We start from the raw sequence: 15,807 nt of genomic DNA on the forward strand, positions 1-15,807 counted from the left end.
CCCGGGGAATCGACCCTGACGGCGCGCCTCTCAGCCCAGTCTCAGACAGTGGGTTGAGACTGTGGCTGTGCGAATACTTGTCGTAGACGATGATCGCGCTGTCCGCGAATCCCTCCGCCGTTCACTCTCGTTCAACGGCTACTCGGTCGAATTGGCGCAGGACGGCGTGGAAGCCCTCCAATCCATTGCGAGCACCCGCCCCGATGCGGTGGTCCTCGACGTCATGATGCCGCGCCTCGACGGACTCGAGGTCTGCCGACAGCTCCGCAGCACGGGCGACGATCTGCCCATCCTGGTCCTCACCGCGCGCGACTCGGTGTCCGAGCGCGTGGCCGGCCTCGACGCCGGCGCCGACGACTACCTGCCGAAGCCGTTCGCCCTGGAAGAACTCCTGGCCCGGATGCGCGCCCTGCTTCGTCGCGCGACACCCGACGACGATGGCGAGTCGGTTGCGCTGACGTTCTCCGACCTCAGCCTGGATCCGGTCACCCGTGAGGTCATGCGGGGCGAACGCGCCATCAGCCTCACGCGCACCGAGTTCGCGCTGCTCGAGATGCTGATCACCAACCCCCGCCGGGTGCTCACTCGCAGCCGGATCCTGGAGGAGGTGTGGGGCTTCGACTTCCCGACGTCGGGCAACGCGCTCGAGGTCTACGTCGGTTATCTGCGCCGCAAGACCGAGGCCGAGGGAGAGCCGCGACTGATCCACACCGTGCGCGGTGTGGGTTACGTGTTGCGCGAGACCCCGCCCTGATGGCTCGGGTGAAGCCGTGGCGCAAGCAGCGGCCGAATCCCTCCGGCCGCCCGGCCACCGACGTACTGCACGACGTGAGTTCGGTGTCGTTGCGCTGGCGGGTGATGCTGCTGGCGATGTCGATGGTGGCGATGGTCGTGGTGCTCATGGCCGTCGCGGTGTACGTGGTGGTGTCCCGCGCCCTCTACCAGGACGTCGACAACCAGCTACAGAGCCGGGCGAAGCTGCTGATCGAGAGCGGGTCGCTGGCGGCCGACCCCGGCAAGGCCATCGAGGGCACGGCGTACTCCGACGTCAACGCGATGCTCGTGAACCCGGGCCGGTCGATCTACACCGCCAACCAGCAGGGGCAGACCCTGCCGCTCGGACCGCCCGAGAAGGACGTCATCACCGGCAAGCTCCGGATGTCGCTGCGCACCATCAACGGGCAGCGGGTGCTGGCGTATCACCTCAACAACGGCAGCTCGCTGCTGATCTCGAAGAGCATGGAGCCGACGGGCCAGGTGCTCAGCCGGTTGGGCACGATCCTGCTGATCGTCGGCGGGCTCGGCATGGCCGTCGCGGCGATCGCGGGCGGCACCGTCGCGCGCACCGGGCTGAGACCCGTGGCCCGGCTCACGCAGGCGGCCGAACGGGTGGCGCGGACCGACGATCTGCGCCCGATACCCGTGCACGGCAGCGACGAACTCGCGCGTCTGACCGAGGCGTTCAACATGATGCTGCGCGCTCTCGCCGAGTCGCGTGAACGCCAGGCCAGGCTGGTCTCCGACGCAGGCCACGAACTACGCACCCCGCTAACCTCGCTGCGCACCAACGTCGAGCTGCTGATGGCGTCGCAGCAGCCTGGCGCCCCGCGGCTGCCCGACGAGGAGATGGACGATCTGCGCACGGACGTCATCGCACAGATCGAGGAGTTGTCCACCCTCGTCGGCGACCTCGTCGACCTCACCCGCGACGACGAAGGCATCGCCGTGCACGAGCCGGTGGACATGGCCGAGGTGGTCGAGCGCAGTCTCGAGCGAGTTCGGCGGCGCCGCAACGACATCGACTTCGACGTCCTGCTGGAGGGCTGGCAGGTCTATGGCGATGCCGCCGGTCTGTCGCGGGCCGTGCTGAACTTGCTCGACAACGCCGCCAAGTGGAGCCCGCCCGGCGGCCGGGTCGGGGTCCGTCTGGTGCAGATCGATCCGGTCAACGCGACGCTCGTCGTCGCCGACCACGGACCCGGCATCCCCGCCGACGAACGGGCGCTGGTGTTCGAGCGCTTCTTCCGCTCGACGGCCGCGCGCGCCATGCCCGGCTCGGGCCTCGGGCTGGCGATCGTGAAGCAGGTCGTGCTGAAACATGGTGGGACACTGTGGATCGAGGACACCGTGCCTGGCGCCGACCCGCCGGGGACCTCGATCCACGTGGTGCTTCCCGGCCGTCCGATGGCGACACGCGCGGGCGCTGCAGTGGACGGGTCGAACGCGGGCGTCGATGATTGAGGGTGATTGGTCTGGCGGTCGGGGGGAAGTCTCGGCCTGCCCCGAAGAATCTCTAAGTGGATTCTCAGCCCAGGGGGGCACTGTCTGGACGAGCGTTTCGTTGTACGTACTGATCGACCAGGCACCGATTCGAAGGAAGAGCGCAGACCGCAGATGACGAACCACCCGAGGTACTCGCCGCCGCAGCCGCCGCAGGGCCCGCGTCCCGGTGGCTACGACCACGCGGCGCCTGGTTACCAGGGTGGGCAGGCTCGTCCCGGTCCGCAGCAGCCGAACTACGACTGGCGCTACGCGACGCAGCAGCACCCCACCCAGCAGCACGCCTACCGGGGACCCTACGACCCCTACGCCGGCGGTGCGCAGACCCGCGTCGTGCCCGGTGGGCACGCGCCGGCACACCAAACCCGCTCCCGCGCAGGCGCTTTGACGGTGGGAGCGCTCGCGATTGCACTGGTGTCGGCCGGCATTGGCGGCGGTGTCGCGACGCTGGTCGAGCCCGACCGGGCATCGGTGTCCTCGGTCTCCGGTGCGACGCCCGGCGAGCCTGCGGCCAGCCTGCCCGCAGGCTCCGTCGAGCAGGTCGCCGCCAAGGTCGTTCCCAGCGTCGTCAAGTTGGAGACCGACATGGGCAGGCAGTCCGAGGAGGGCTCGGGCATCATCCTGTCGTCCGACGGACTGATCCTCACCAACAACCACGTCGTCTCGGCCGCAAAGGACGGCGGTCCCGGCGGCGGGGCCGTCCAGACCAAGGTCACGTTCGCCAACGGAGCGACCACGTCGTTCACCGTCGTGGGAACCGACCCGAGCAGTGACATCGCCGTGGTCCGCGCCGACAACGCCAGGGACCTGGCGCCCATCACGGTCGGCTCCTCCGGCAATCTGCGCGTCGGCCAGGACGTGGTGGCCATCGGGTCGCCGCTGGGGCTCGAGGGCACCGTCACCACGGGAATCGTCAGCGCGCTGAACCGGCCCGTGGCCGCGGGCGGCGACGTGAAGAACCAGAACACCGTGCTCGACGCGATCCAGACCGACGCCGCGATCAACCCGGGTAACTCGGGTGGCGCGCTGGTCAACATGAACGGCGAACTCGTCGGCGTGAACTCCGCGATCGCCACGCTGGGCGGTGACTCGGCGCAGTCGCAGAGCGGTTCCATCGGGCTCGGCTTCGCCATTCCGGTCGACCAGGCCAAGCGCATCGCCGACGAACTCATCCAGAACGGCACCGCTTCGCACGCCTCGCTCGGCGTGCAGGTTGGCAACGATGCGGCGGCAGACGGCGCCAAGATCGTCGACGTCACCAGCGGTGGTGCTGCCGCGGCAGCAGGCCTGCCCAGCGGCGTCGTCGTCACCAAGGTCGACGACCGGGTGATCGGCAGCGCCGACGCGCTCGTGGCGGCCGTGCGGTCGAAGGCACCCGGTGACCAGGTCACGCTGACCTACCTCGATCCGTCGGGCAAGCCGCAGACCGTGCAGGTCACCCTCGGCAAGGCCGCCCAGTGACCATCGCGCCGGGGCGGCCCGAGCTGAGAATGGTCGCGCCCGCGTCGGCCGGGCCATATACGGTTGGCTTCATGGAACAGCCGTCGGAACTGGTGGGCCGCGCGCTGGTCGTGGTCGTCGATGACCGCACCGCGCATGGCGACGAGGAGGACCACAGCGGTCCGTTGGTCACCGAACTATTGGGTGAAGCGGGATTCGTGGTCGACGGCGTCGTCGTCGTGGCGTCCGACGAGGTCGAGATTCGCAACGCGCTCAACACCGCCGTCATCGGTGGCGTCGATCTGGTGGTCTCCGTCGGTGGCACCGGTGTCACGCCCCGAGACGTCACGCCCGAGGCCACGCGCACGATCCTCGACAGGGAGCTCCTCGGCATCTCCGAGGCGCTCCGAGCCTCCGGGTTGTCGGCCGGCATCGTCGACGCGGGCGTCTCCCGCGGCCTCGCCGGCATCTCGGGCAGCACGCTCGTCGTCAACATTCCCGGTTCACGTGGCGCGGTACGCGACGGCATGGCCACTCTGGGTCCGCTTGCGACTCAGGTCATCGCCCAGCTATCCAGCCTGGACATCTGAGCCGGTGTTCACACGGCCCGACCTCGGTCGCGGTCGCGGGGGTTCAGGTGGAGCAATGCTCGTGATGAAGCGAAACCTCGTACGTCACACCCGTGTTCTGTTAACGCACGGTGAACAGCGGCGATGCGCCAACTGTGATCTTCGTCACACCGGGTGGATCTCGTGACCGACGCAGCGCGGCCAACGCGGGATGTAGTTAACAAGATCTTCGGCGAATCCATTCCCACTATCACTAGTGACGAACGCGACGACACCCGCCCCGACGACGATCCGGACCGGGATCGCTGGCTGCGGGACAACGTCCCACCACACCACGGCTGACCTGTGCTTTCCCGCTGAGCGAAAAGCCGCGGGCCACAGGTGTGCACCTCACCCCATGGATACTTCCGGTATGTGACCGGCGTCGATGGCGGGGCGCCTTGGTAGACGGACCCGTACACGAGTTGACCCCGGGACGTCCCAGCAAATCGCTCTCTCAGCCGAACGTCTCCCAAACTCGAGAATTGCTTGCGTTGCCGGGGGGATGCCTCACCGTTATGTTTCTGCTGTCAACGATGAGCGATTGATAAGAGCAACATGTGGACTTTCTAATTCCGCTCACATGAAGCTCTTGCACGGTGTGTGGTTGAGGCGTAAGACCACCCACCGGAACCACAGCGGTGAGCCTGCCGGATCACCTTCGACACATAGGGAGAACATGAAGGCAATCAGTCGGGTGCTGGTCGCGTTGGTCGCGACCATCGCGGCTCTGTTCGCGAGCACGGGCACCTCACACGCAGGTCTGGACAACGAGCTGAGCCTCGTTGACGGCAAGGACCGCACGCTGACGATCCAGCAGTGGGACACGTTCCTCAATGGCGTGTTCCCCCTGGACCGCAACCGGCTCACCCGTGAGTGGTTCCACTCGGGCAAGGCCAAGTACATCGTGGCCGGCCCCGGTGCCGAGGAGTTCGAGGGAACGCTGGAGCTGGGCTACCAGATCGGCTTCCCCTGGTCGCTCGGCGTGGGCATCAACTTCTCGTACACCACCCCGAACATCCTGATCGACGATGGTGACATCACCGGTCCTCCGTTCGGTCTGGAGTCGGTCATCACCCCGAACCTGTTCCCCGGCGTGTCCTTCAGTGCTGACCTGGGCAACGGCCCCGGCATCCAGGAAGTCGCCACCTTCTCGGTGGACGTCGCGGGTCCCGACGGTGCGGTTGCCGTGTCCAACGCGCATGGAACGGTGACCGGTGCTGCCGGTGGCGTGCTGCTGCGTCCGTTCGCTCGACTGATCTCGAGCACCGGCGACAGCGTCACCACCTACGGCGAGCCCTGGAACATGAATTAACAATTGTCACTCCTGTGACGATCACTAGGTAGCGGTGCGTGCCGGTCGGACTTCGGTCCGGCCGGCACGTTCGCTCCGCAGGGCCGCATTCACCGCAGTACTCACCGAGAAGGGTCACCAGAAATGAAGGCAATCAGTCGGGTGCTGGTCGCGTTGGTCGCGACCATCGCGGCTCTGTTCGCGAGCACGGGCACCTCACACGCAGGTCTGGACAACGAGCTGAGCCTCGTTGACGGCAAGGACCGCACGCTGACGATCCAGCAGTGGGACACGTTCCTCAATGGCGTGTTCCCCCTGGACCGCAACCGGCTCACCCGTGAGTGGTTCCACTCGGGCAAGGCCAAGTACATCGTGGCCGGCCCCGGTGCCGAGGAGTTCGAGGGAACGCTGGAGCTGGGCTACCAGATCGGCTTCCCCTGGTCGCTCGGCGTGGGCATCAACTTCTCGTACACCACCCCGAACATCCTGATCGACGATGGTGACATCACCGGTCCTCCGTTCGGTCTGGAGTCGGTCATCACCCCGAACCTGTTCCCCGGCGTGTCCTTCAGTGCTGACCTGGGCAACGGCCCCGGCATCCAGGAAGTCGCCACCTTCTCGGTGGACGTCGCGGGTCCCGACGGTGCGGTTGCCGTCTCCAACGCGCATGGAACGGTGACCGGTGCTGCCGGTGGCGTGCTGCTGCGTCCGTTCGCTCGACTGATCTCGAGCACCGGCGACAGCGTCACCACCTACGGCGAGCCCTGGAACATGAACTAACTGCTCGACCGCTCATCGAGAACAGCCCCCCGGCTCAGGCCGGGGGGCTGTCTTCGTTCTGGGGAAGTGTCAGTCCTTGTCGGCGCTCGTCACCTTCGCCGTGTCCGGGCTGGGCCCGGCGCCGGGCGCGCTGCCACGGCCGTCGACCAGTAGGTCGCGGATCTCGGTGAGCAGGCTCAGTTCGGTGTCCTGGGCTTGTTCCACCTCGCCCCGCTTGCGAAGCCGGTTGTACGGCGCCACCACGAGGAAGTAGACGACGGCGGCCACCAGGACGAAGTTGATGGTCGCAGAGATCAGCACGTTGAGGTCGATCGTCTGGCCGCCGCCGATGCTGATCTTGAGCAGCCCGACGTCGGTACCGCTGGCGCCGATGCGACTGGTGAGCGGCGTGATGATCGTGTCGGTGAACGACTTGACCAGGGCGGTGAACGCGGTGCCGATGACGACCGCGACCGAGAGGTCGATGATGTTGCCGCGAGCGAGAAACTCCTTGAAGCCCTTGAGCACGAGATGTCCCCTTCCGGATGTGACGATTGCGTCGCAACCGTAACTCGCTGGGACGCGTGAAGTACCGCGTCACCGCAGCGTGAGCGTGAGCGCCTGGGTCAGGGATGCGCCCGCCACCTCGGTCGCGGATCGCGAGGGCAGCGCAACGAGTACGACGCGTTGATCGCCGCTGGTGGGTGACGCCGACCGCTGCGACACCATCACGACGACGGCCTCGGCCGCCAACACCCGTGGTGGGGCGTCGGCCTGATCGCCGGGCAGCGTCGACGGGGCAGCGAGGACGTCGACGACGTCACCGGGTCGCAGCAGGTCGAGTAGGGCGGCATCGGCGAGGTCGAGTGCCACGACCCGGGCGTCTGGTCCTGCGGTGGCCTCGGTGAGACGCGGGGTCAGCAGGCGCACGTCGGTGATGACCTCGCCGCGTCGGGCGGGCCCGGTGAGGTTCATGCCGACCAAACCGTCGAGACTGGACTGCGCGCCATCGGGAACCGTTGTCGCCGAATGTGATTCGACGACGACATCGGCCTCGGTGAGCGCGGTGCCGGGGGTGAGGTCTCGGGCCGCGACCACGACGTCGACGCGTCCGTCGGAAGGGTCGGGGCGCAGGGCTGCGACGGCGGCCAGCACGACGAGGGCACCTGCAAGCGCGCGGCGGGCGGCAACGGTACGCGTCCAGTCGGGGCGTAGCGCCGCAAGGCGGCTCAACGCCGACGGATCGAGCGGATGGCCCATGCCCTCACGCTAGAGAGCGACGGTCTCCGTGAACATGCCCAACGCGCACGCCTGTGGACAACCTCTACTTGGAGCCGGCGGACGCCGGAGCCGTACTGCTCGACGACGACTTGCTGCCGCCGTCACTGGACGAACCAGACGAGCTGGAACTCGAGCTGCTCGAGTCCTTGCTGCCGGAGTCCTTGCCGGCCGAAGTCGACGACTCGGAGGACGAGGACGTCGACGACGAGGAATCGCCGTTCGACGAGCTGCTCGACGAACTCTTGGCCGCATCGCGGCTGTCGGTGCGATAGAAGCCGCTGCCCTTGAAGACGACGCCGACCTTGCCGAAGAGCTTGCGCAGACGGCCCGAGCACTGCGGGCACGTCGTCAGCGCATCGTCAGTGAACGCCTGAACGGCGTCGAAGCGGTTGTCGCACTCAGTACATGCGTACGAATAGGTCGGCACGTGAACCTCCGAAGATGGTCAAACTTGTTAGCACTCTACCGGTGCAAGTGCTAGAACCGCCACGCGGCCCTGTCGATTCCTGCCGCAGCTCTCGACGCGACGTGACGAGCAGCGCACTTCATCAGTGCGGCAGCTCGAACAATCCTCGCCCCGGTGTCAGCACGTGCGTCATGGCCACGTCGTGTGCCTCACCCGGCAACTCCTCGACGAATTCGTCGTCCCGCACGACCGCGCACAGTCGTGCGCCGGCGCCGACCAGTGGAAGCGAGCGGTCGTAGTACCCGGCACCCCGGCCCAACCGGACTCCGCGGCGATCCACGGCCAGCGCCGGCACCAGCACCACCGAGGCAGCGGCGATCGCGTGGGGAGGTTCGTGCGGCGGCGCGGGTTCACGCAGCCCGAACGGCGCCTCGACGAGTGCGTCGCTGCGGTAGGCGCCCCACGTCAGCGGCATCGGGGTTCCCTCGTCGTCGCGCGCGACGGGCAGCAGCACCCGTGCGCCTGCGGCTACCAATGCGTCCAGCATCTCGACCGACCCCGGTTCCGTCGCCAACGGCACGTAGGCGCAGACGACGTCTCCACGGCGGACGACGCTGCGCAACGCCACTCGGATCGCGTCGGCATCGGCGCGGCGCGCCTCCAGTGGCAGTTCCCGGCGGGCCCGCAGGATCGCGGTTCGCCACTGAGCCTTCGTCCTCGTCGCGCCCGTCACGATCGTCAGCCTGTCACCCACCTGGCCACGTCGCGCAAAGTTGACGGAGTCCCACGGTGGCGAGCGGCCTAGGGCGTTATCGTGTGACGGATGACTCCACAGGCTCTGGTGCCGATTCCGCGTACCGCCGTCGTTCCCGCCGCAGGTCTGGGAACCCGTTTCCTGCCCGCGACGAAGACGGTTCCCAAGGAGCTGCTCCCGGTCGTCGACACCCCCGGAATCGAACTGGTGGCCGCCGAGGCCGCCGAGGCGGGCGCCGAGCGTCTCGTGATCATCACCTCCGAGGGAAAGGACGGCGTCGTCGCGCACTTCGTCGAGGACCTCGTCCTCGAAGGCACCCTCGAGGCGCGCGGCAAGCAGGTGATGCTCGCCAAGGTGCGACGGGCGCCAGCGCTCATCAAAGTCGAGTCCGTGGTCCAGCACGAGCCGCTGGGCCTCGGGCACGCCGTCGGCTGCGTCGAGGACAGCCTGTCGTCCGACGAGGACGCGATCGCGGTGCTGCTGCCCGACGACCTGGTGCTACCCACCGGCGTGCTGGAGACCATGTCGAAGGTCCGCGCCAAGCGCGGCGGCACCGTGCTGTGCGCGATCGAGGTGCCCGAGGACAAGATCAGCGCCTACGGCGTCTTCGACGTCGAGGTCGTCCCCGACGCCGCCAACCCGAACGTGCTCAAGGTCAACGGCATGGTCGAGAAGCCGAAGGCCGAGGACGCGCCGTCGCTGTACGCCGCCGCCGGACGCTACGTGCTGGACCGCGCCATCTTCGACGCGTTGCGCCGAGTGCAGAAGGGCGTCGGCGGCGAGATCCAGCTGACCGATGCCATCGCACTGCTCATCGAGGACGGGCATCCAGTGCACGTAGTGGTGCACCGCGGGACCCGACACGACTTGGGAAATCCCGGCGGCTACCTCAAGGCTGCGGTTGACTTCGCGTTGGAACGCGACGACTACGGCCCCGAGCTGCGGAGCTGGCTGGTCGAGCGACTGGGCCTTTCCGCGGGCTGACGCGGCAACCCAGCCCACGGGCTGGGCGGCGACGCGCACGTGCGCACGGCGGGCCCTAGGACTGTAGAAAGGCTTGACTTGCGTTCGGTGGAGGAGCAGCAGGCTCGCGTGGCAGCCGCTGCGGTGGCACCCAGACCCGTTCGAGTGGCGATCGCCGAGGCGCAGGGATTGATGTGCGCGGAAGAGGTCGTCACCGAGCGACCGCTGCCCGGCTTCGACCAGGCGGCCATCGACGGGTACGCGGTGCGCAGCGTCGACGTCCTGGGAGCCGGGGCGGACGACGACCAGAACCGCGGCGACCTGAGCCTGCCCGTCATGGGCGTGATCGAGGCCGGTGCCCGCACCCCCAGCCGCCTGCAGCCGCGCCAAGCGGCGCGGGTGCAAACCGGTGCGCCGATGCCGACGCTGGCCGACGCGGTGCTGCCGCTGCGCTGGACCGACGGTGGCGACTCGCGGGTGCGCGTCCTGCGCGGCGTGCGATCCGGTGCCTACGTGCGCCGCACCGGGGACGACGTCCAGCCCGGTGACGTCGCAGTCCGCGCGGGCACGATCATCGGCGCAGCCCAGGTTGGTCTCCTCGCGGCCGTGGGTCGCGAGCGGGTGCTGGTGCATCCCCGGCCGCGACTGTCGGTGATGTCGGTGGGTGGGGAACTCGTCGACACCTCCCGCACGCCGGGCAACGGGCAGGTCTACGACGTCAACTCCTACGCGCTGGCAGCGGCCGGCCGTGACGCCGGCGCCGAGGTCAACCGGGTCGGGATCGTCGACACCGAGGCCAAGACCCTGCGCGACGTCGTCGAGGGTCAGATCAACCGCGCCGAGGTCGTGGTGATCGCCGGGGCGGTCGGCGGTGTGGCCGCCGAGAGCGTCCGCACCGTGCTGGCCGACATGGGCGAGGTCGAAGTCGCCCGCATCGCGATGCACCCCGGGTCGGTGCAGGGCTTCGGCCAACTGGGACGCGACGGCGTCCCGGTGTTCCTGCTGCCTGCCAATCCGGTGAGCGCGCTGGTCGTGTTCGAGGTCATGGTGCGTCCGCTGATCAGGATGTCGCTGGGCAAGCGGCAACCGCTTCGGCGTGTCGTGCAGGCCCGCGCGCTGTCGCCGATCAGCTCGGTCGCCGGGCGCAAGGGCTTCCTCCGTGGGCAGCTCATGCGCGACCAGGACACCGGCGAGTACCTGGTGCAGGCGCTCGGTGGTGCGCCGGGCGCGTCGTCACACCTGTTGGCGACGCTGGCCGAGGCGAACTGTCTGGTGATGGTGCCGAGTGAGACCGAGGAGGTCCGCACCGGTGAGGTCGTCGACGTGGCCTTCCTGGCCCAGCGCGGCTGACCGACCGGTGGCACGTCGGTGAACCTGTTCCGCTCCGCCTCGCTGCATCCGGGCTGGCCCAAGCCGATCGGTCCGATCCGGGTGCGCGCAGGTCTGGTGAGGCTGCGGCCGGTGCGGTTGCGCGACGGCGGCGTGTGGAGCCGCATCCGGTTGGCCGACCGCGCTCACCTCGAACCGTGGGAGCCGGTCGCGGAGGTCGATTGGGAAGTGCGGCATGCTGTTTCGTCCTGGCCGTCGATCTGTTCGGGGTTGCGGGCCGAGGCACGACGGGGCCGCATGCTGCCGTATGCGATCGAGTTGGACGGCGAGTTCTGTGGGCAGTTGACGATCGGCAACGTCACCCATGGCGCGTTGCGGTCGGCCTGGATCGGCTACTGGGTGGCTCGCCAGTTCAACGGCGGAGGAGTGGCGACCGCGGCGCTCGCGCTGGGCGTCGATCACGGCTTCAGCGGGGTGATGCTGCACCGGATCGAGGCGACGGTGCGGCCGGAGAACGCGCCGAGTCGCCGGGTGCTGGCCAAGACCGGGTTCCGTGAAGAGGGTCTGCTGCGGCGCTACCTGGAGGTCGACGGCGCGTGGCGCGACCATCTTCTGGTGGCGCTGACCGTCGAGGAACTGCAGGTGTCCGCAACGGCAGCGCTGGTCCGGTCCGGGCGAGCGAACTGGGCGTGAAACCTGTTGCAGATGTGACACCAGTGGCGAATGTGCTTGTAGAAGGAGAATTACAGGTGTGTAATTGTCCTCGGCGCGTCCCCCCTCGATGCGCTGGTCGTCAGACCTAGCCTGAAGGGGAAAGGAGCCGGCGCAATGCCAAGCATCCCCCAATCCCTCCTGTGGATCTCCCTCGTCGTGCTCTGGCTGTTCGTCCTCGTCCCGATGCTCATCAGCAAGCGGGACACCGTGCGCCGGACGAGCGACGTCGCGCTGGCCACCCGGGTGCTCAACACCGGTCGCGGCGCGCGACTGCGCAAGCGCGGGCCGGCCGCCGGACACTTCAGCGACCCCGACTGGCGCCCCACCCACGAAGACCTCGACGAGTACGACGACGGTTACGACGGGGACGACGCCGAGACCGCACCCCGCAAGGCCGTCGTGCTGGCCGCGAGCGCGGTGTCGACCGAACCCGACTACCTCGACGTCGACGTCGTCGAGATGGATTCCGGCGCACTGCCGGTGGGAGCCACGGCCCAACCGGAGGCCGACGAGCCCCAGCTGCCGCTCGACTTCCACGCCGAGTCCGACGAGGACGTCCCGGCCGAACCCGAGTACGTCGCGGCCGAGGCTGGGCCTCCCACCGCCGCCATCCGCACCCGCGCCGACGCCGAGTTCTCCGACGACACCGGTGAGTTCGAGGCCGTCGAGCCCGACGTCCGTGCGGCGGCCGAACCCGCCGCCGTGGTCGAAACCGACGCCGCCTCCATAAGCGACGCCGCCTTCGAGACCGATGAGGACACCGACGGACTCGAGGCGATCGACGACGGCACCGACCACGACTACGAGTACGTCGACGACTCGTCGGGCCTGGAAGCCGAGTCCGACGGTGAGCCGAAGCTGGCCGACTCCATGTCGCGAGCCCGCACCAACCGCTACGAGACGAAGACGTCCGTGGCCGTCCGCGAGCGCAAGTTCGCGTTCCGCAAGCGCATGCTGATGGCGATGTCGGTACTGCTGCTCGCATCGGCCGTGGCGTCCTATGTGGTGACTCCGAGCCTGTGGTGGCTGTGCGGCACCATCGGCGTCGTCACCGTTCTCTACCTCGCCTATCTGCGACGGCAGACCCGGATCGAAGAGCAGTTGCGACGCCGTAGGGCGCAGCGCATGGCTCGGTCGAGGTTGGGGGTGGAGAACACCGACGACCAGGAGTTCGACGTCGTCCCTTCACGACTGCGTCGCCCAGGATCAGTGGTCCTGGAGATCGACGACGAGGATCCGATCTTCGAGCATCTCGAGTACACCCGGCTCGAGCGTGACTACGACCTGCCCCGAGCGGCGGGCCAGTAGCCGGTGGTTTTCTCGCCGGGCAGGGTGACTGATAACCTGTACCGGCACTAGGGGCTATGGCGCAGTTGGTAGCGCGACTCGTTCGCATCGAGTAGGTCGGGAGTTCGATTCTCCCTAGCTCCACAGAATAGGACCAGGTCAGAAGGTTGGCCTGGTCCTTTTGCCTTCGGTCCGGCCGCCGTGTGGCCGAGGTGGCGGTGACTGCAGTGTCGTGAAGAAGCTGTACCACAGCGCCAGAGGAGTTCGGGTCAGCCAGTGTGCGGCAAGGGGATCCGAAGTGCTCAGCCCAACCATCTCAGTGGCGAAGTGCTCGAAGTCTTCAGCCAGTGCCCATCGGCGCGCAGCGGCAGGTCCATCGTGACGCACTAGGCCGATGTACCATACTAAAAAGTATGGTGCTGGCAGAACGGTTCACGCGAAGCCACGTCCTGCCGCATGTCCATCCCCGGCCTTGGAGGAAGTCCTGAAGTCGATCGACGTCATTCCCAACTCGGCGAACCCGAGCCCGTTCTGGGACCAAGGCATCGCTGCTCGCCTGAGCGCATTCCACGCTCGCCGGGACCGCAGCGGCGGTGTCGAGTTCGTCGAACCCGACGATGGGACCGGCTTCTGGTCGGTGACCTCGTACCACTCCGTGAGGGCGGTGACCCGGGCTCCGGAGACGTTCACCAGCACGCAGGGCTTCTCGATGGACGACATGCCCGCCGACGTGCTTCAGATGCTCGGATCGATCATCGCGATGGACGCCCCCAAACATCAGCAGTATCGGCGGCTCGTACAGGTCGCCTTCTCGCCGCGCGCGATTCGTCGAATGACCGACTACGTGGACGATCTCGCCACCCAGATCGTCGATCGGTTGCGCGACGAGCGGCACTTCGACTTCGTCGAGACCGTGGGGGCGCACCTGCCTTTTCAGGTCATCTCGGACCTGCTGGACATCCCGCAGTCGGATCGCCCGCGCCTGCGGGAACTCATCGACCTCATCCTCGGCGTGAACGACGGCGACGTGAGTGACGCCACCACGAGCCTGAACGCCGTGGTCGAATTCTTCGACTACACGATGACATTGGGCGAGCAGCGCCGTCGATCCCCGGGCGACGACATCACGTCGACGCTGATGCACAGCGAGGTGGACGGCAAGAGGCTCTCGCCGCAGGAGTTCGGGTCCTTCGTGATCCTGCTTGCCGCCGCGGGCAACGACACGACGAGGACCGGCCTTGCGTGGGCCATGCATCTCCTGAGCGAACATCCCGACCAGAAGCGGGCTCTCGCTTCGCGTTTCGAGGACTTGCAGGCCAATGCCATCGAGGAGGTCCTGCGCTGGTCTTCTCCCGTGCTTCACATGCGACGCACCGCGACGACTGACACCATGCTGGGTCCGCACGAGGTGAGGGCCGGAGACAAGCTGGTGGTCTGGTACCTGGCTGCGAACCACGATCCGGCGGTATTCGCCGAGCCGGATCGGTTCGACATCCACCGTGCGAACGCCCGCGATCACCACGCATTTGGTGCAGGCGGTCCGCACTACTGCCTCGGTGCGAATCTGGCCCGCATGGAGATGCGGGTGGTGCTCGGCAAGCTGCTCGCAGCGTTCCCGGATCTGCACGCGACGGCACCACCGGATCTGCTGCGGTCCACCTTCGTCAACGGCGTCAAGTCCATGGCGTGCACGACCGCGTGAGCGCCGTCAGCGTGGGGGATCGCCGCCGTCTGCCGGTGCGCGAAACGTCAGCGACACTCGCGTGCCGTTCGTGTTGGTGTAGAGGCCGACGTGAGAACTCATCGCACGCATCAGGGCAAGACCACGGCCACGCGAGACGTCGGTCTTCGACGTGTCCGTCTTCCATCGGCCGAAGTCCTCGACGGTGATGCAGATGGACTGCGAGTCGACGTCGGCCGATACGCGGACGGCGCCCGCCGCTGCGCCCACGTAGGCGTGCTCGATGCTGTTGCTGCATGCCTCGTTGACCACGAGGATGATGTCGCCGATCCGCTCGTCGGGCGTCCCGAGCGACGACAACCAATCCGCTACCTGTTCGCGTACGGCCGACAGCGACTCCGCGCGCGCCGGAACGACGAGATGTAGCCGGGATGGAGTCATCGCCGTACCGGCGGACGCCGAACGCGAGCTACGTCAGTCGTCATCCAAGCTCCCGCGGTGTGGTCGTCCCCTTGGGGAGTTACTTTCACGTCGGAGGGGCGACTCAAACATCGGCTAGAGTCGACTTGGGTTCAGACCGGAGTCCTTCGAACTGTATGTCCGCTTGCGCGTGACGTTTGCGTCGTGAGAATGAAGGGTCGGTCGACGATGCCCCCGAATCCGGTCGTCACACGCGAGGAACGTCGCGATCGCGACGTCACCGCGCTGTTCGTGGAGGGCGACGTCGACCTGGCCACGGCACCGCTAGTCGAAGAGGCCGTCACGGCCGCCGTTGCGTCCCCTGGACGTGCACTGATCATCGATCTGACGGGCGTGACGTTCATGGGCTCGGCAGGTCTGCGCGTGCTGGTACTCGCTGCACAGGAACTCGACCCAGCGGTCTTCTACGCCGTCGTCGCCGACTCACCGGCCACGCGCAGACTGATCGAGGTGACCGCGTTGAACGAAATGTTCGCCACCTTCCCGACACTGGACGCAGCGCTCGCCGCCTTCGAGGCCGAAGCGTCCTGA

General features: G+C 67.6%; 17 protein-coding genes and 1 tRNA gene. 13 read left to right on the plus strand and 5 right to left on the minus strand.

The features are described from left to right. Positions 1-67 precede the first annotated feature (67 nt). The 6 genes from G6N61_RS25400 to G6N61_RS25425 all read left to right on the plus strand — a co-directional run bounded on the left by G6N61_RS25400 (position 68) and on the right by G6N61_RS25425 (position 6,402). Positions 68-754, plus strand: a complete 687-nt coding sequence (locus G6N61_RS25400; protein WP_163922824.1) for a response regulator transcription factor — start codon at positions 68-70, stop codon at positions 752-754. After that, positions 754-2,241, plus strand: a complete 1,488-nt coding sequence (locus G6N61_RS25405; protein ID WP_163922827.1) for a HAMP domain-containing sensor histidine kinase — start codon at positions 754-756, stop codon at positions 2,239-2,241. The genes G6N61_RS25400 and G6N61_RS25405 overlap by 1 nt, the downstream gene beginning before the upstream one ends. Positions 2,242-2,394: 153 nt before the next feature. Further along, entirely contained in the window at positions 2,395-3,741 is a 1,347-nt protein-coding gene (locus G6N61_RS25410; RefSeq protein ID WP_163922830.1) for a S1C family serine protease, read from the plus strand. A gap of 29 nt (positions 3,742-3,770) precedes the next feature. Next, positions 3,771-4,310 (plus strand): MogA/MoaB family molybdenum cofactor biosynthesis protein, encoded by a 540-nt coding sequence (locus G6N61_RS25415; RefSeq protein ID WP_179973717.1) that lies wholly within the window; start codon positions 3,771-3,773, stop codon positions 4,308-4,310. A gap of 697 nt (positions 4,311-5,007) precedes the next feature. Then, entirely contained in the window at positions 5,008-5,643 is a 636-nt protein-coding gene (locus G6N61_RS25420; RefSeq protein WP_163922835.1) for a porin MspA, read from the plus strand. 123 nt (positions 5,644-5,766) lie between these two features. Beyond that, entirely contained in the window at positions 5,767-6,402 is a 636-nt protein-coding gene (locus G6N61_RS25425) for a porin MspA (protein ID WP_163922835.1), read from the plus strand. Positions 6,403-6,471: 69 nt separating this feature from the next. Here G6N61_RS25425 and mscL read toward each other — a convergent pair whose 3' ends face one another. The 4 genes from mscL to G6N61_RS25445 all read right to left on the minus strand — a co-directional run bounded on the left by mscL (position 6,472) and on the right by G6N61_RS25445 (position 8,822). Continuing rightward, complete coding sequence (mscL, locus tag G6N61_RS25430; RefSeq protein ID WP_163922838.1) at positions 6,472-6,909, minus strand: large-conductance mechanosensitive channel protein MscL; 438 nt, start codon at positions 6,907-6,909, stop codon at positions 6,472-6,474. Positions 6,910-6,978: 69 nt separating this feature from the next. After that, positions 6,979-7,641: an SAF domain-containing protein gene (locus G6N61_RS25435; RefSeq protein ID WP_163922841.1), complete on the minus strand. Its 663-nt coding sequence runs from the start codon at positions 7,639-7,641 to the stop codon at positions 6,979-6,981. 64 nt (positions 7,642-7,705) lie between these two features. Continuing rightward, on the minus strand, positions 7,706-8,089 hold the full coding sequence (locus G6N61_RS25440; RefSeq protein WP_163922844.1) for an FmdB family zinc ribbon protein: 384 nt from the start codon (positions 8,087-8,089) through the stop codon (positions 7,706-7,708). A 121-nt stretch (positions 8,090-8,210) separates the two neighbouring features. Further along, a complete protein-coding gene (locus tag G6N61_RS25445) occupies positions 8,211-8,822 on the minus strand; it encodes a 5-formyltetrahydrofolate cyclo-ligase (protein ID WP_235887300.1) in 612 nt (203 codons plus the stop codon). A 69-nt stretch (positions 8,823-8,891) separates the two neighbouring features. Here G6N61_RS25445 and G6N61_RS25450 point away from each other — a divergent pair, with 69 nt between their 5' ends. From G6N61_RS25450 to G6N61_RS25475, 6 genes are all read left to right on the plus strand, one after another. Beyond that, positions 8,892-9,806, plus strand: a complete 915-nt coding sequence (locus G6N61_RS25450) for a UTP--glucose-1-phosphate uridylyltransferase (RefSeq protein ID WP_163922847.1) — start codon at positions 8,892-8,894, stop codon at positions 9,804-9,806. Between the two features lie 78 nt (positions 9,807-9,884). Then, the gene (gene glp / locus G6N61_RS25455) at positions 9,885-11,135 is read left to right on the plus strand and encodes a molybdotransferase-like divisome protein Glp (protein WP_163922850.1); all 1,251 of its coding nucleotides are present in this window, start codon (positions 9,885-9,887) and stop codon (positions 11,133-11,135) included. Positions 11,136-11,153: 18 nt separating this feature from the next. Then, a complete protein-coding gene (locus G6N61_RS25460; RefSeq protein ID WP_163922853.1) occupies positions 11,154-11,807 on the plus strand; it encodes a GNAT family N-acetyltransferase in 654 nt (217 codons plus the stop codon). A 135-nt stretch (positions 11,808-11,942) separates the two neighbouring features. Beyond that, complete coding sequence (sepX, locus tag G6N61_RS25465; protein WP_163922856.1) at positions 11,943-13,136, plus strand: divisome protein SepX/GlpR; 1,194 nt, start codon at positions 11,943-11,945, stop codon at positions 13,134-13,136. 50 nt (positions 13,137-13,186) lie between these two features. Then, positions 13,187-13,259, plus strand: a tRNA-Ala gene (locus G6N61_RS25470). A gap of 328 nt (positions 13,260-13,587) precedes the next feature. After that, positions 13,588-14,817, plus strand: coding sequence for a cytochrome P450 (locus tag G6N61_RS25475; RefSeq protein WP_235887301.1), 1,230 nt, complete (start codon positions 13,588-13,590; stop codon positions 14,815-14,817). 6 nt (positions 14,818-14,823) lie between these two features. Here G6N61_RS25475 and G6N61_RS25480 read toward each other — a convergent pair whose 3' ends face one another. Next, positions 14,824-15,237: an ATP-binding protein gene (locus G6N61_RS25480; protein ID WP_163922862.1), complete on the minus strand. Its 414-nt coding sequence runs from the start codon at positions 15,235-15,237 to the stop codon at positions 14,824-14,826. A 189-nt stretch (positions 15,238-15,426) separates the two neighbouring features. On the opposite strand from G6N61_RS25480, the gene G6N61_RS25485 reads away from it, so the two are divergent. After that, positions 15,427-15,807, plus strand: a complete 381-nt coding sequence (locus tag G6N61_RS25485) for an STAS domain-containing protein (protein WP_235887681.1) — start codon at positions 15,427-15,429, stop codon at positions 15,805-15,807.

The sequence above is a fragment of the Mycolicibacterium arabiense genome (assembly GCF_010731815.2).
Taxonomy (GTDB): domain Bacteria; phylum Actinomycetota; class Actinomycetes; order Mycobacteriales; family Mycobacteriaceae; genus Mycobacterium; species Mycobacterium arabiense.

Bases quoted from the DNA above. Each gene is read 5' to 3' on its own strand.
- G6N61_RS25405 (WP_163922827.1), top strand. From the start codon at position 754: ATGGCTCGGGTGAAGCCGTGGCGCAAGCAGCGGCCGAATCCCTCCGGC.
- G6N61_RS25410 (WP_163922830.1), top strand. From the start codon at position 2,395: ATGACGAACCACCCGAGGTACTCGCCGCCGCAGCCGCCGCAGGGCCCG.
- G6N61_RS25415 (WP_179973717.1), top strand. From the start codon at position 3,771: ATGGTCGCGCCCGCGTCGGCCGGGCCATATACGGTTGGCTTCATGGAA.
- G6N61_RS25420 (WP_163922835.1), top strand. From the start codon at position 5,008: ATGAAGGCAATCAGTCGGGTGCTGGTCGCGTTGGTCGCGACCATCGCG.
- G6N61_RS25425 (WP_163922835.1), top strand. From the start codon at position 5,767: ATGAAGGCAATCAGTCGGGTGCTGGTCGCGTTGGTCGCGACCATCGCG.
- G6N61_RS25435 (WP_163922841.1), bottom strand. From the start codon at position 7,641: ATGGGCCATCCGCTCGATCCGTCGGCGTTGAGCCGCCTTGCGGCGCTA.
- G6N61_RS25450 (WP_163922847.1), top strand. From the start codon at position 8,892: ATGACTCCACAGGCTCTGGTGCCGATTCCGCGTACCGCCGTCGTTCCC.
- sepX (WP_163922856.1), top strand. From the start codon at position 11,943: ATGCCAAGCATCCCCCAATCCCTCCTGTGGATCTCCCTCGTCGTGCTC.
- G6N61_RS25480 (WP_163922862.1), bottom strand. From the start codon at position 15,237: ATGACTCCATCCCGGCTACATCTCGTCGTTCCGGCGCGCGCGGAGTCG.
- G6N61_RS25485 (WP_235887681.1), top strand. From the start codon at position 15,427: ATGAAGGGTCGGTCGACGATGCCCCCGAATCCGGTCGTCACACGCGAG.